The organism is Novosphingobium humi (assembly GCF_028607105.1).
In the GTDB taxonomy this organism is placed as follows: domain Bacteria; phylum Pseudomonadota; class Alphaproteobacteria; order Sphingomonadales; family Sphingomonadaceae; genus Novosphingobium; species Novosphingobium humi.
Window position 1 is genome coordinate 897665 of sequence record NZ_CP117417.1, and the last position, 13764, is coordinate 911428.

Sequence of the window (13764 nt, forward strand, 5' to 3'; positions counted from 1 at the left end):
GGGCAAAGGGTGTCCTTTGTTGGTCGCATCGCGAAAAGCAAAAACCGGTTCCCACTTTTTGCGCGATGCTTCGGCAGCCCTTTGCAATCCCGATATGAGGTTGCGTGTTAAAGGCGCGGGGGCTTTCTGACGATTTTTGAAGCCGCTTCGCGGGATTAGCCTCTTAGCACGAACCGCGTTCCATCGCCGATATCGAGCGAAAAGCCCACCGCGCGCCCCGGTTCCACATCCAGCGCCAGTGAGAGCGGGCATTGCTCGGCCTCATCGCTCATGCGGTAGAGCGGGACGCCATCGCACATTCCCTGCAACTGATCGCGCTGGCCCAGAATGATGTCGCCCTCGGCCAGACAAAGCGGCGTGCCCGCATCGCAGCAGCCCCCCGTCACATGCAGCACCAGCCGTCCGTGCTGCGCTCGCAGACGGTCCAGCGCGGCATGGGCGGCGGGGCTGATCGGGATCTGGCGCGTGGTGCTCATCGCGCCTCTATGCCATGGCCGCCCCCGGTCTGGCGAATGGGACTTTGGCACAAGAGGGGCTTGCAGCGATGGTCGGGGCGTGAGAACCCAAGGCCATGCCTGAAACCATCCCTATGCCCATCGCGCGCGGTTTTACCGGATGGCTGGTGACGGCAGCGGCGCTGGCGGCGCTGATGGCGGGCTTTGTGCTCAGCCTTCGCAGCGCGGCGCGGCAGTTTGAAATCGCTCTGCTGGCCGAGCGGCAGGCGGGTCTGATCGCGGGCCTTTCGGGCCAGCCTTTGGAAAAAATCCCCCCGCGTCTGGCCGAATATCGCGCGCTGGTGGCGCAGGAAAGCGCGCTGGGTTCGCCCGCCCGCAGCGATGAACTCGAGCGCATCAACCGCCTGCCCGCCATGGCCGACACCGCCCGGCGCGAGGCCCTGTTGGCCACGATGATGGCGGGCGAGCGCGCCGAAGTCGCCGCCGCCCGCGCCGCGCTTGATCACAGCCGCCGCCGGATGCTGGTGCTGGGCGGGATGCTGACGATGCTGGCGCTGGCCTCGGCGGGGGCGGGGCTGTGGCGTCTGGTCTGGGCCAATCGGGCGCTGGAGCGCGAAGTGGCCGCCCGAGCCATGCAATTGCAGGCGGTGGACCGCTCGCGCCGCCTGTTCTTTGCCAAGGCCGGCCATGAATTGCGCACCCCGGTTGCCGCGATGCGCTCGCTGGCCGAAGTGACGCTGGCCGCCGAGGGCGATCAGGCCGCTGCGCTGCGCGATGTGGTGGCGCAGGCGCAGTTCCTCTCACACCGCATCGACGAAATGCTCAGCCTTGCCAGCGCCGAGGAAGGCAAGCCGGTGTTGATGCTCGCCCCTTGCGACCTGCGTGACATCGTTGCCGGGGCGCTGTCGGCGGCGGGGCCCTTTGCGCGGCTGGTCGAGGTTGATCTGGCCTATGATCCGCCCGCCGATCCGGTCCGCCTGCGCGCCGACGGGCGCTGGTTGGGTCAGGCGCTGCTGGCGATCATCGACAATGGGCTGAAAATCTCCGACCCCGGCGCGGCGCTGGAAATTGTCCTTGTTCGCGAGGGCGCCCATGCCATCCTGTCGATCGCCGATCATGGCCCCGGCATGGGCGAGGCTGATTTGCCTTTGATATTCGAGGCCTATTATCAAAGCGAGGAAGGGCGCCATCGCGGCGGCACCGGGCTGGGCCTTGCCCTTGCGCGATGGGTGGCCGATCAGCATGGCGGCGCGATCCGCGCGGAAAACCGGCCGACGGGCGGCGCGCGCATCGTCTTGAGCCTGCCCATGGAGGAGGCGTGATGATCCTGATCGTCGAGGATGACGTGACCATTGGCCGCACGCTGGCGCAGGGGCTGACAGCGGCGGGCCTCAATGCGCGCTGGCTGCGGCGGGGGGCGGAGGTTGCTCCGCTGGTGGCGCAGGGCGGTGTGGAGGCGCTGGTGCTTGACCTAGGCCTGCCCGACGGCGATGGGCTGGAGGTGTGCCGGTCGCTCCGGGCTGATGGGCATCGGCTGCCGGTGCTGATGCTGACCGCGCGGGGCGGGCTGGATGATCGGCTCGATGGCTTTGCGGCCGGGGCGGATGACTATCTTGCCAAGCCCTTTGCCTTTGCCGAATTGCTGGCCCGTGTGCGGGTGATGGCCCGCCACGCCGCCCAGCGCCGCCCCGATCCGCTGGTGCTGGACGCGCTGGAGGTGGACCCGTTGGCGGGCGAGGCGCGATGGGCGGGGCAGAGACTTGATCTGGAGCCCAAGGGCATTCTCGTGCTGGAGCAATTGCTGCGCGCGCGCGGCGGCGTGGTGACGCGCCGCGCGCTGATGGATGCGGTCTGGGGCGATGCGGCGGTGACGGACAATGCGCTGGACGTGGTGCTTTCCTCGCTGCGCAAAAGGCTGGCTCAGGCCGCGCCCAAAGTGCAGATCCGCACGGTGCGGGGGGCCGGGGTTGCGATTGAAATAGATGAAAATAAAACGTAATTTGTGGCGCCTTATACCTTTGCCAGTCTGAGGCCTTTCTAAGGTTCCCGCCGCGCTTCCTCTGATAGCCAGAACCCATCAGGCGACCCGGCCAACGGGCGCATACCGGGAGAGGCATATGCAGGGGCGTTTTGCACTGGTCGTTGTCGCTTTGGCCATGCCCGTCGCGGCGCAGGCCGAGGACGCGATCGTGGTCAGCGCCAGCACGCCTTTGTCGGGCGCGGCGGACAATGGGCGGGTGCTGATCGACGCCAAGGCTTTGCGCGCGATGCAGGCGCTGTCGGTCGGCGATGCGCTGGCGCGTCAGGCGCCCGGCGTGGTCCTCAACGAGGTGCAGGGCAATCCGCTGCAAGCCGATCTGTCCTTTCGCGGCTATACGGCCTCGCCGCTGCTGGGCACGCCGCAGGGGATTGCGGTCTATATCGACGGCGTGCGCGCCAACCAGCCCTTTGGCGAGGTGGTGAGTTGGGATCTGCTCCCCTCGGCGGCGGTGGAACAGGTGACGCTGGTCGAGGGCGCCGCGCCGCAATTCGGGCGCAACGCCTTGGGCGGGGCGCTGAGCATCCGCACCAAGGATGGGCGCAGCGCGCCGGGCATTGCGGCCTCGGTGGCGGGCGGCTCCTATGGACGGCTGCGCGGCAGCATCGAGGCGGGCGGCAAGGCCGACAATGGCCTGCACTGGTATGGCGCGCTGGAAGGGTTTCAGGAGGACGGCTGGCGCTATGCCTCGGCCAGCAAGGCGTGGAAGGGTTTCGCCAAGGCGGGCTGGGAAGGGGCGAATAGCGGGGTCACCCTGAGTTTCAACCGCGCGCAATCCGATCTCAACGGCAATGGGCTGCAGGATTATCGCCTGCTCGCCCGCGACTGGCGCAGCATCTACACCTCGCCCGACAACACCCGCAACATCGCCAGCCAGATCACGCTGTCGGGCCATCATCGCCTGTCGGAAGACTTCACCCTTTCGGCCAATGCCTTCTGGCGCAGCATCGTGACGCGCAGCGCCAATGGCGACATGAACGAAGGCGCGCTGGGCGAGAGCCTTTATCAGCCCAATGCCGCCGAGCGCGCGGCTCTTTCTGCGGCGGGCTACACCGGTTTCCCCATCAGCGGCGAGACGCAGGCCAACACGGCCTTTCCCAAATGGCGCTGCATCGCCAATGTCCTGCTCAATGATGAGCCCAATGAGAAATGCAACGGTTTGCTGACGCGCTCCTCGACGCGGCAACAGGAATGGGGCGGGGCGGTCGAACTGGGCTGGACCGGCATGGGGCAGCATCTGACCGTGGGGGCCAGTTATGCGCAGGCGCGCGCGCGCTTTATCCAGAACAGCCAGTTCGGATACCTTTTGCCCGATCATTCGGTGGCGGCCGTGTCGGGGCCGGGGGCCTTTGCCGATGGCACGCAGAGCAGCGAGAATGCCTTTGACGCCCGCGTCGATCTGCATAGCCGGATTTCCAGCCTTGGCCTCTATGCCGCCGATGTGCTGGCGCTGGGGTCGCGCCTGACGGTGACGGTGGCGGGGCGCTATGACCGCACGCAATTGCACAACCGCGACCAGATCACGCCGGGGGGCGGCACAGGCTCGCTCGATGCCGATCCGGTGTTTGCGCGGTTCAACCCCTCGGCCATGGTTGATTGGCATGCGGCGCAAGGCCTGACCATCACCGCGCAGGCGGGCGAGAGTTCGCGCGCGCCCTCGGCGGTGGAACTGGGCTGTTCGGACCCGGCCAGCCCCTGCCGCCTGCCCAATGCGATGGCGGGCGATCCACCGCTGCGGCAGGTGGTGGCGCGCAGCCTTTCGCTGGGCGCGCGGATCGAGCGCAAGGCGTGGAGCCTGCGCCTGACCGCCTTTCGCAGCGATAATCGCGATGATATTCAATTCATTGCGGGCGGGGCTTCGGGCTTTGGCTATTTCGCCAATGTCGGCACCACCCGGCGGCAGGGGATCGAGGCCAGCGGCACGGCGCATTGGGGTCGCTGGCAGGTGGGGGCCAGCTATACGCTGCTTGACGCCACCTATCGCACACCGCTGACGCTGAACGGCGGATCAAACAGCAGCAATGACGCCGCGGCCCCCGGCTTTGACGGCGAGATCGTGGTGCGCGCGGGCGACCGCCTGCCGCTCTTGCCGCGCCATCTGTTCAAGGCGCAGGCCGCCTATGATGCGGCCCCATGGCTGACCCTGCGCGGCGAGATGGTCGCGGCCGGCGGTGTCTATGCGCGGGGCAATGAGAACAATCTGCACCAGCCCGACGGCACCTATTATCTGGGCGCGGGCAAAACCGATGCCTATGCGGTGGTCAATGCCTCGGTCGAGATCCGCCCGCGCAAGGGCATCATCCTGACCGCCGGGGTCAGCAATCTGATGAACGCCCATTACGCCACGGCGGCGCAATTGGGGGCCAGCGGGTTTGACACCAACGGCGGCTTTGTCGCGCGGCCCTTCAGCGCGCCGGTGATCGGGGGCGAGCGGCCCCTGCTGCACAGCACCTTTCTGGCCCCGGCCGCGCCGCGCCGGTTTGAGTTGGGGCTGAGGGTGCAGTTGTAGTGAACCTTTTTGGTTAAAGTTCTGTCCTACACGGTGAAGGCGCTGATAGTTCCTTGATGCCGGATGATTCGCAAAACGCGAAACCTCCGGTATCAAGGAGTTGTTCTCATGGGTCTTAACGCGCTTTTTCTGGGCATGAGCTTGGCCTTGCGCCGGCTGGGCGGGTTGGTCCGCTGGGTGGGCGGCTCGGCCTGGCGGATCTGGGCGGCGGTGGCGCTGGCCGCGATGTGTGTGGCCGGGTGGCAATTCCATCGCGCCGCCCGTTGGGCCGCCACCGCCCGCGCCGCCCAATCCGCTTGGGATGCCGAGCGCAAGGCCGCCGCCGCCGCCAAATCCGCCGCCGAAACCCGCTACAGGAGCCTTGCCGATGATGCCGATGCCCGACATGACGCCGCGCTGGCGCAGGGGGATGCTCGCCTTGCTGCCTATATTGCCGCTCACCGCCTGCGCCCATCCGCGCCCGATCCAGCCCGCCCCGCCGCCGATCACCCAACCGCAATTCCTGAAAGCCCCGCCCCCGGCCCCGTCATGGCGGACAAATCCGCCGCCCCGGACATCGCCATCAGCGAGGCCGACCTGAAAATCTGTGATGCCGATTATGTCTATGCCCGCGCCGCCCATGACTGGGCCAATGGGTTGAACCCGTAAAACGACAAACCCCCGCCCGGCAGCACGCCGGACGGGGGTTCACGCAACCCTCGGGGGGCAAGGGTTGTGGGGGCGCTCTTACTTGGCCTTTTCAAAGGCCGCGCTGATGCGCAGGGTCACTTCATCCCCGATCAGCGGGATATAGGTCTTGACGCCAAAGTCGCTGCGCTTGAGCGCGGTGGTGGCGTTAAAGCCAACCGTATAGCCTTTGCTGAGCGGGTTCACGCCGCTGGCCAGAAAGGCGGCCTTGAGCACCACCGGGCGGGTCACGCCGTGGAACGTCAGGTTGCCCGCGATATTGGCCGTGCGCGGACCCGTGGGCGTCACGCCGGTCGAGGTAAAGCGGATCTGGGGATATTTGCCCGCATCCAGCCATGCTTCGCTCTTCAATTCACCGTCGAGCGTGGCATTGGTGGTCGAGATGCTGCTCACCGGGATGGTGATGTCCACCTTGGCCGCCGCAGGCGCCTTGGGGTCAAGGCTGAGCGTGCCGGTCACGCCGGTCAGATCACCGTACCAGTCCGAAAAGCCCATATGGCTGACGGTGAACTGGACGCGGGTGTGGGTGGTTTCGACCGTGTAATTGCCCGCCTGCACGGCGGCAGGGGCGGGATTGGCCACCGGCGATTGGGCATAAGCGGCAACCGGGGCGACGATCAGGGCGGCGGCGATCAAAGAACGAAACATGGGGGAGGTTCCTTACAAAGCGCTGATTTGGGCAACCGCGCCCGAGATGGCTTCGGCTGCGGCTTCGGGGCCAAAGGCCAGGCCTTCGGCGGTGACGACGGTCACGTCATCGACGCCGACAAAGCTGAGCAGGCTCTTGGTGTGGGGCACGGCAAAGGGGAAGCCGGTGGCATCGTCATACTTGCCCGCGCGGGCCTGGGCCAGAATGGCCTTCTTGCCCTTGACCAGACCTTCGGGGCCCTTTTCGGTGTACTGGAACGTGGTGCCGGCGCGGCTGACGTAATCGAACCAGGCCTTGAGCGTCGAGGGCATGCCGAAGTTATAGACCGGCAGGCCGATCACGATGATGTCGGCGGCAAAGACTTCGCCGATGATTTCATCCTGAAGCGCGCGGGCGGCGGCGAACTGGTCGCCTTCGGGGGCCTGACGGCCGATCCCGGCCAGCGAGGCGGAGTCGACATGGGGCACCGGATTGGCGTCGAGGTCGCGCTCAACGACATTGGCTTCGGGGTGGGCGGCCAGATAGGCGTTGATCAGCTTGTTGCTGACCGAGGCTTCGCCAGTGGCGGCCGAACGGATGACAAGAACATTAGCCATGGGAATTCTCCTGTACGGGGGAAATGAGAGGGGAAGGTTTCAGTCGAAGCGGTAGGCATCCATGCGCAGGATGCCCAGATCGGTGGATTGGTGGATGCGGGTCGGCTTTGCCCCTTCGCCCGCCGCGCCCAGCGCGACAAACAGCGGCAGCAGATGCTCGTCGGTGGGATGGTTTTCCACCGCATAGGGGGCAAGGCGGCGATAGGAGACCAGATCGCAGGTCCGCCCGTTCATCAGCGCCTCGTGCATCCAGTCGGCGAAGGACGTCACCCATTCCGGGCTGGGCCCATCGCCCAGATGGCGGCTGATGGCGCGCAGATTGTGGGTAAAGCTGCCCGAGGCCAGCACGAGGACATTCTCCTTGCGCAAGGCGTTCAGCGCCCGGCCCAGTTGCACATGATGGCCCGGGCCAAGGCGGCTCTGGATCGAGAGCTGCACCACCGGAATGTCATGTTCGGGCCACATCAGCAGCAGCGGCGTCCATGCGCCATGGTCCAGCCCGCGGCGCGTGTCGATCCCGGCGCGCAGTCCCGCATCGCCCAGCAGATCCACCACCCGCGCGGCCAGATCGGGCGATCCGGGGGCGGGATAGTTCAGCGCATAGAGCGCGGGCGGAAAGCCGTAGAAATCGTGGATCGTCTCATTGCTTTCCACCGAATTGACGGTGGGAACGTCGGTTTCCCAATGGGCCGAGATCACCACGATGGCGTCCGGGCGTTCCAGCTGGCCGCCAAGGCCCGCGATGAAATGGCGCGCCGGGTGGTCCTGCAGCGCCAGCATCGGCGAACCGTGTGAGAGGTAAAGGGTGGGCTGCATCGGTCTTCTCCGTGCCGAGGCTTGCTCGGCGTTGAGAGCTAAATAGGCTAATGACTTTTGCATTCCAATTGGCCAATATTGCAGATCATCCATGCGAAAACGGATAGATGCCTATGGATTGGGATGACGTTCGCAGCTTTCTGGCCATTGCCCGCACGCGCAGCCTGTCGGGCGCCGCGCGCGAGTTGGGCGTGCGCCAGTCCACCATGAGCCGCCGCCTTGAGGCGATGGAGGCACGCAGCGGCGCCCGCCTGTTGCAGCGGACCACCAACGGCTATGAACTGACCGCGCTGGGCGAGGCGGTGCTGGGCAATGCCGAGCGGATGGAGGCCGAGGCCATCGCGGTCGAGCGCATGGTGCAGGGGCGCGATGTGGCGCTCTCGGGCGTGGTGCGGCTGACCACGGTGGAGGTGCTGGCCAACCTGCTGCTGCCCGGCGCGGTGCGGGCTTTGCAGGCGCGCTATCCGGCGATCACGCTGGACGTGTTGACCGACAGCCGCTCGCTCAGCCTGTCCAAGCGCGAGGCCGACATCGCCATCCGCATGACCCGTTTCGACAGCCATGATGTCATCACCCGCCGCATGACCACGGCGGCGGGCGCGCTCTATGCCAGCCCTGATTATCTGGCCGTGCATGGGCAGGATCTGGCCAGCCCCGACCATGCCGTGATCACCGTGCTGGAGGATCAGGCCCATCAGCCCGAGGCGCGCTGGCTGGCCGAAATGCTGCCCCATGCGCGCGTGGCCATGCGCAACAACAGCCGCGACGGACAACTGGCCGCCGCGCGCGCCGGGGTCGGGGTGGTCTGTCTGCCCTGCTATCTGGCCGATCGCGATCTCGGCGTGGTCCGGCTGGACGCGGGGCTGGGGCCATCGCGCGAAGTGTGGCTGGGGGTGCATGCCGACCTGCGCCACATGCCGCGCATCCGGGCGGTGATCGATGTGCTCAACGACGCCTTTGCGGCCGAGAAAGGCCTGTTTTCCGGCGAGGTGCAGATCATGCCGCAGAGCGGGAAAAGCTGAGGCGAAACCCTGCTCTTTGTGCGCAGCATTTTACGGCAGGCGTTGCGCCCCGGCCCCGGCGGGCCTAAACAAAGGTTCAGGGAGATTTTGTCATAATGTCATCTACAGCCACGCCGCCACCCGTCACCAGATCGCGCAAGCGCAAGGGGGGCGAGGGGCTGCGCATCCATCAGGCCATCGCGCGCAAGCTGGGCATCGCCATCCTCAACAGCACGTATGAGCCCGGCTCGTCGCTGGGCGGAGAGATCGAGGCGTCCGAGCGTCTGGGCGTATCGCGCACCGCCTATCGCGAGGCGATCCGCATCCTGATCGCCAAGGGGCTGATCGAGAGCCGGCCCAAGGCGGGGACGCATGTGTTGCCCCGGCGACGGTGGAACCTGCTTGACCCCGACATTCTGGCGTGGATGTTTTCGGAAAAGCCGGATCGCGATTTCGTGCGTGACCTGTTCGAACTGCGCGGGATCATTGAGCCTGAGGCGGCGGCGCTGGCGGCCGAGCGGCGCCATGACGGGCATCTGGGGCTGATGCGGCAGGCGCTGGACGGGATGCGCGTGCATGGGCTGGCTTGCGGCGAGGGGCAGGCGGCGGATCAGGATTTCCACTCCACCATGCTGGAGGCGGCGGGCAATGATGCGCTCACCTCGCTGATCGGATCGGTGGGGGCGGCGGTGCGATGGACCACGCATTTCAAGCAGAGCAATTCGCCCGTGCCGCGCAATTCCCTGCCCGAACACGAGGCGGTGCATCAGGCCATCGCGGCGGGCGACCCGGATGGCGCGCGCCGCGCGATGCGGGTGCTGCTGGAACATGCCCGTTCGGACGTGGTGGACAGCATAGCCTGAATTTTCAGCACGAGGATGGCGGCCCTGCGCGGCCCGCTCCGGCATGGGGCCGGGGCGGGCCGTTTTTGTGCTCGCGTTTGAGAGGCCTTGCAGAGCGGCTTGACGCGGTCGGGATAAATGTTATGAATAATAGCATACGCCGTCCCAAGCGGGAGGCACCGTCCATTCGGAGAGGAGCTTGTCATGACCGAGCAGACCATTGATCGCGCAGAAGAAGATACCGTTGCGGTCCACATCGAGAATCGCATCGCCTGGGTGAAGTACAACCGCCCCGAGAAGCGTAATTGCATGAGCCCCAAGCTCAACCGTCAGATGACGCGCGTGCTGGCCGACCTGGAATTCCGCGAGGATGTGGGCGTGGTCGTGCTGACGGGTGAAGGCTCGGCTTTCTCGGCGGGCATGGACCTTCAGGAATATTTCCGCGAAAACGAACAGAAGGGCCTGTGGGCCACCCGCAAGGCGCAGCGTGAAGCCTATAACTGGTGGGAACGTCTGCGTTGGTATGAAAAGCCGACCATCGGCATGATCAACGGCTGGTGCTTTGGCGGTGCCTATGGCCCGCTCTATGCGGTCGACATCGCCATCGCCTCGGACGATGCCAAGTTCGGCCTTTCGGAAATCAACTGGGGCATCCTGCCCGGCGGCGGCGCGTCCAAGGTGGCGCAGGAACTGATGCCGCTGCGCAAGGCGATGTATCACGCGATGATGGGTGAAAACCTGACCGGCAAGCAGGCCGAAGCGCAGGGTCTGGTGACCGAAAGCGTGCCGCATGACCAGCTCAAGGCCCGCGTGATCGAGATCGCCGAAGCGCTGCTCAAGAAGGACGCCAATGCTCTGCGCGCTACGAAGTGGGCGATGCGTCGCATGGTCGAAATGACCTATGACAATGCTGAGGATTACCTGATCCGTGCGCAGGAAGCGCTCAATGGTTTTGGCGGTCTGGCTGCGCGCAAGGAAGCGACCAAGCAGTTCCTTGACGAAAAGACCTTCAAGCCGGGTCTGGGCACGTTCGACATCACCAAGATCAACAAGTAATCATCCTCCGGAGAGGGCAGTAAAGATGGCAAGACTGGAACGGGCGAGCATTGCTCGCCTGCTCAAGCCGCGCAGTGTTGCGGTGGTGGGCGCAAGCGACAAGCCGGGCGCCCTGGGCGCAACGCTGATCAGCAATCTGGACCGTGCCGGATATGCGGGCGCGATTTACCCGATCAATCCCAACCGGGAAAAGATCGGGGAGCGCGCCTGCCTGCCCTCGGTGGATGCTTTGCCCGATGGCGTGGATGTGGCGGTGCTCGCCATTCCCCGCGCCTTCGTGCTGGACACAATTAAGGGCCTCGCCGCGCGCGGCGTGGGCAGCGCGATCATTTTTGCCGCCGGTTTTGCCGAGGATGGCGAAGCGGGCATGGCCGAACAGGCCGAGATCGGGCGCATTGCGGCCGAATCCGGCATGGTGATCGAAGGGCCGAACTGCCTTGGCATGGTCAATCATGTCGACGGCGTGCCGCTGACCTTTGTGGAGACGGCGATTGTGCCGCCCGCCGGTCGTCGCTCGGTCTCGGTGGTGTCGCAGTCGGGCGCGATGGCGGCGGTGCTTTGCACCACTTTGCTGGCGCGTGAACTGGCCTGTTCCTATTCGGTTTCGACGGGGAACGAGGCGGCCAGCGGCGTGGAGGATTATCTCGACTGGCTGGTCGATGATGCCGATACGCAGGTGATCGCGATGATCGTTGAACAGTTCCGCGATCCGGCCCGCTTCATCGCGGCGGCGGACCGCGCGCGCGCGGCGGGCAAGCCCATCGTGCTGCTGCACCCCGGCAAGTCCTCGGCGGCGCGCGAGAGCGCGGCCACACATACCGGCGCGATGGCTGGCGATTACAAACTGATGCGCGCCAAGGTAGAGCGCACCGGCGTGATCTTTGCCGAAACGCTTCAGGAACTGGGCGATATTGCCGAGATCCTCGTGCGCTGTGCGGGGATGAGCCATCCTTCGGCGGCTGTGTTGGGAGAATCCGGCGCATTCAAGGCTTTGACCCTCGATCTGGCCGAGGAACTGGGCCTGCCGCTGGCCGATCTGCATGATGAGGACAGCCCGGAACTACGCGCTGCGCTGCCGCCGTTTGTGCCGGTGTCAAACCCTCTGGACATCACTGCGCAGGGCCTGTCGCAGCCGATCATCTATACGCAATCCTTGGGCGCGCTGATGGATGATGATCGCGTGGGTGCGGTGGTGGCTGGCATCATCCAGTCCGATCCGATCACCGCCAAGATCAAGGTGCCCGCGATTGTCGCCGCTCTCGACGGGCGCGAGATCACCAAGCCGCTGGTCTTTGCGGGTCTGGATGAAGGCGCGGATATGCCCGCGCATTATATCGCCGATCTGCGCGCTCGCGGTATTCCCTGGTTCCCGACGACGGAGCGGGCGTTCCGCGCTCTGGCCGCGCTGACGCGGCGGGCGGCGCTGGATCTGACCAATGCGGCCCCGGCGCCGCTGTCGGTGGCGGGCCTTGGCGATTACGCGGGCGTGGTGGCCGAATATCAGGCCAAGGCGCTGCTCGGCCCGCTGGGCATCAGCTTCCCCTCGGGTCAGTTCGCGGCGGATGCCGAAGCGGCTGTGGCTGCGGCCGAGGCCGTTGGCTATCCGGTGGCGATGAAGGCGCAGGCGGCTGCTCTGGGCCACAAGTCGGACGCGGGCGGGGTGATGCTCAATCTGGCCGATGCCGATGCCGTGCGCGCGGCTTTCCCGAAAATGGTGGCCAATGTCGCAGCCTATGATGCCTCGATCAATCTCGACGGCGTGCTGATCGAGAAGATGGGCAAGCGCGGTCTGGAAATGATCGTGGGCGCCAAGAATGATCCCGAATGGGGTCCGGTGGTGCTGGCCGGGTTTGGCGGGGTGACGGCGGAAATTCTGGCCGACGTGGCCTTGATCACGCCTGACCTGTCGGAAGACGCCATTGTCGATAAGCTCTATGGCTTGAAGCAGGCCGCCTTGCTCAAGGGCTATCGCGGTTCGCCCGCGCTCGACGTGGCGGCGCTGGCGCGGTTGATCCGCCAGATCAGCGCGGTCCTGCTGGCTGAACCGAGCATTGCCGAAATGGACCTCAATCCGGTCATCCTGCATGCCGAGGGTGAGGGCGTTGTGGCGCTCGACGCGCTGATGCTGGTGAAGTAAACGGTGAACTCAGGCGGGGCGCCCTCTATACTAGAGGTCCCGCTCCGCCTGAGGCCGCTGGCCCATCACGCGCAGATAGAAGCGTGAGAAATAGGACGGGTCGGCAAAGCCCAGTTCCTGCGCGATCTGCGTCACACTGGCATTGGTATAGCGCAGCAGGCGCTGGGCCTCGACGCCCAGACGGCGGTGGATCACATCGAGCGGGCTGCCCCCCAGACGGGCATGGCACAGCCGCCCCAGCGTGCGCGGGGTGCAGCCGATATGGTCGGCGTAAAAATCTACCCCGCGATGTTCGCGCAGATGCACCTCGACCAGATGGCGGAATTGCGCGAGGCGGCGGTCATCCACGCTCTCGGCGCTCAATTCCGGGTCGGGCAGCGAGCGCGCCAGCGCCTCGGCCATGGCGAGGAAGAGATGGCCGTCCTGCCATTCCTGCGCCAGAGCGTTCATTTCCCCGGCCAGCAGGCCCACACGCCGCGCCGCGCTTTCGCCCATCGTGCCATGTCCGCCTTTGGCCAATAATCGGCGCAGCGGATCATCCGCCCCCTGCGCGCGGCCCGCAAAATCCAGCGAGAGCGTCAGCACATGGCCATGCGTGCCGGGGCTGAAGCGAAAGCCATGCACGCTGCCCGCAGGCAGCACGACATAGGCGGGCGGGACCAGTGCGAAACGCGCGCCGTCCAGCGTCACCTCGGCCTGTCCCGCGCTAACGATAAGTACCTGAATGCCGCGTTCATGCCGGTGGGGCGAGATTTCCCAGTCATGCAGGCTGGATCGCTCGGCAATCGTCTCGATATGAGCAAAACCGGCGGGTGAGGGCGTATTGCTCTCGCCAAAGAGGCCGTAGGCGGGAATGGCAGGGGATGTGTCGCGCATGTCCGAAAAGTGCCAATAGAATGACCGACCCATCCCTTTCCGCAAAGGCGCGCCCCTGTCAATATCCGCGCCGATCGGCCTGCCCCCGCAACGCTGGCCTGA

At 65.9% G+C, this 13764-nt stretch carries 13 protein-coding genes; 8 read left to right on the plus strand and 5 right to left on the minus strand.

Annotated features, from left to right (window positions below; translation table 11 throughout):
* Positions 1 to 155: 155 nt before the first annotated feature.
* Complete coding sequence (locus PQ457_RS04045) at positions 156 to 476, minus strand: DUF779 domain-containing protein (RefSeq protein ID WP_273618498.1); 321 nt, start codon at positions 474 to 476, stop codon at positions 156 to 158.
* Between the two features lie 95 nt (positions 477 to 571).
* Here PQ457_RS04045 and PQ457_RS04050 point away from each other — a divergent pair, with 95 nt between their 5' ends.
* The 4 genes from PQ457_RS04050 (at position 572) to PQ457_RS04065 (ending at position 5650) form a co-directional block, all read left to right on the plus strand.
* Positions 572 to 1777 carry a sensor histidine kinase gene (locus PQ457_RS04050; protein ID WP_273618499.1) on the plus strand — a complete coding sequence of 402 codons (1206 nt, stop codon included), beginning with the start codon at positions 572 to 574 and terminating at the stop codon, positions 1775 to 1777.
* The gene (locus PQ457_RS04055; protein WP_273619243.1) at positions 1777 to 2454 is read left to right on the plus strand and encodes a response regulator transcription factor; all 678 of its coding nucleotides are present in this window, start codon (positions 1777 to 1779) and stop codon (positions 2452 to 2454) included. The genes PQ457_RS04050 and PQ457_RS04055 overlap by 1 nt, the downstream gene beginning before the upstream one ends.
* Positions 2455 to 2572: 118 nt before the next feature.
* Positions 2573 to 5002: a TonB-dependent receptor gene (locus PQ457_RS04060; RefSeq protein WP_273618500.1), complete on the plus strand. Its 2430-nt coding sequence runs from the start codon at positions 2573 to 2575 to the stop codon at positions 5000 to 5002.
* Between the two features lie 108 nt (positions 5003 to 5110).
* Entirely contained in the window at positions 5111 to 5650 is a 540-nt protein-coding gene (locus PQ457_RS04065) for a hypothetical protein (protein WP_273618501.1), read from the plus strand.
* Positions 5651 to 5728: 78 nt separating this feature from the next.
* Here PQ457_RS04065 and PQ457_RS04070 read toward each other — a convergent pair whose 3' ends face one another.
* The 3 genes from PQ457_RS04070 to PQ457_RS04080 are packed head-to-tail and all read right to left on the minus strand — an operon-like array spanning position 5729 to position 7750.
* Positions 5729 to 6337, minus strand: a complete 609-nt coding sequence (locus PQ457_RS04070) for a YceI family protein (protein WP_273618502.1) — start codon at positions 6335 to 6337, stop codon at positions 5729 to 5731.
* Between the two features lie 12 nt (positions 6338 to 6349).
* Complete coding sequence (locus PQ457_RS04075; RefSeq protein WP_273618503.1) at positions 6350 to 6934, minus strand: FMN-dependent NADH-azoreductase; 585 nt, start codon at positions 6932 to 6934, stop codon at positions 6350 to 6352.
* 39 nt (positions 6935 to 6973) lie between these two features.
* A complete protein-coding gene (locus PQ457_RS04080) occupies positions 6974 to 7750 on the minus strand; it encodes a DODA-type extradiol aromatic ring-opening family dioxygenase (protein ID WP_273618504.1) in 777 nt (258 codons plus the stop codon).
* Between the two features lie 113 nt (positions 7751 to 7863).
* Between PQ457_RS04080 and PQ457_RS04085 the strand changes: the two genes are divergently transcribed.
* The 4 genes from PQ457_RS04085 (at position 7864) to PQ457_RS04100 (ending at position 12786) form a co-directional block, all read left to right on the plus strand.
* The gene (locus PQ457_RS04085; RefSeq protein ID WP_273618505.1) at positions 7864 to 8772 is read left to right on the plus strand and encodes a LysR family transcriptional regulator; all 909 of its coding nucleotides are present in this window, start codon (positions 7864 to 7866) and stop codon (positions 8770 to 8772) included.
* Positions 8773 to 8867: 95 nt separating this feature from the next.
* Complete coding sequence (locus tag PQ457_RS04090; protein WP_273618506.1) at positions 8868 to 9614, plus strand: FadR/GntR family transcriptional regulator; 747 nt, start codon at positions 8868 to 8870, stop codon at positions 9612 to 9614.
* A gap of 183 nt (positions 9615 to 9797) precedes the next feature.
* The gene (locus tag PQ457_RS04095; RefSeq protein WP_273618507.1) at positions 9798 to 10649 is read left to right on the plus strand and encodes a p-hydroxycinnamoyl CoA hydratase/lyase; all 852 of its coding nucleotides are present in this window, start codon (positions 9798 to 9800) and stop codon (positions 10647 to 10649) included.
* Positions 10650 to 10674: 25 nt separating this feature from the next.
* Positions 10675 to 12786, plus strand: a complete 2112-nt coding sequence (locus PQ457_RS04100) for an acetate--CoA ligase family protein (RefSeq protein WP_273618508.1) — start codon at positions 10675 to 10677, stop codon at positions 12784 to 12786.
* 30 nt (positions 12787 to 12816) lie between these two features.
* Here PQ457_RS04100 and PQ457_RS04105 read toward each other — a convergent pair whose 3' ends face one another.
* Complete coding sequence (locus PQ457_RS04105; RefSeq protein ID WP_273618509.1) at positions 12817 to 13662, minus strand: helix-turn-helix domain-containing protein; 846 nt, start codon at positions 13660 to 13662, stop codon at positions 12817 to 12819.
* Between the last annotated feature and the right edge of the window lie 102 nt (positions 13663 to 13764).

Bases quoted from the DNA above. Each gene is read 5' to 3' on its own strand.
- PQ457_RS04070 (WP_273618502.1), bottom strand. From the start codon at position 6,337: ATGTTTCGTTCTTTGATCGCCGCCGCCCTGATCGTCGCCCCGGTTGCC.
- PQ457_RS04075 (WP_273618503.1), bottom strand. From the start codon at position 6,934: ATGGCTAATGTTCTTGTCATCCGTTCGGCCGCCACTGGCGAAGCCTCG.
- PQ457_RS04065 (WP_273618501.1), top strand. From the start codon at position 5,111: ATGGGTCTTAACGCGCTTTTTCTGGGCATGAGCTTGGCCTTGCGCCGG.
- PQ457_RS04080 (WP_273618504.1), bottom strand. From the start codon at position 7,750: ATGCAGCCCACCCTTTACCTCTCACACGGTTCGCCGATGCTGGCGCTG.
- PQ457_RS04090 (WP_273618506.1), top strand. From the start codon at position 8,868: ATGTCATCTACAGCCACGCCGCCACCCGTCACCAGATCGCGCAAGCGC.
- PQ457_RS04055 (WP_273619243.1), top strand. From the start codon at position 1,777: ATGATCCTGATCGTCGAGGATGACGTGACCATTGGCCGCACGCTGGCG.
- PQ457_RS04045 (WP_273618498.1), bottom strand. From the start codon at position 476: ATGAGCACCACGCGCCAGATCCCGATCAGCCCCGCCGCCCATGCCGCG.
- PQ457_RS04100 (WP_273618508.1), top strand. From the start codon at position 10,675: ATGGCAAGACTGGAACGGGCGAGCATTGCTCGCCTGCTCAAGCCGCGC.
- PQ457_RS04105 (WP_273618509.1), bottom strand. From the start codon at position 13,662: ATGCGCGACACATCCCCTGCCATTCCCGCCTACGGCCTCTTTGGCGAG.
- PQ457_RS04085 (WP_273618505.1), top strand. From the start codon at position 7,864: ATGGATTGGGATGACGTTCGCAGCTTTCTGGCCATTGCCCGCACGCGC.
- PQ457_RS04060 (WP_273618500.1), top strand. From the start codon at position 2,573: ATGCAGGGGCGTTTTGCACTGGTCGTTGTCGCTTTGGCCATGCCCGTC.
- PQ457_RS04050 (WP_273618499.1), top strand. From the start codon at position 572: ATGCCTGAAACCATCCCTATGCCCATCGCGCGCGGTTTTACCGGATGG.
- PQ457_RS04095 (WP_273618507.1), top strand. From the start codon at position 9,798: ATGACCGAGCAGACCATTGATCGCGCAGAAGAAGATACCGTTGCGGTC.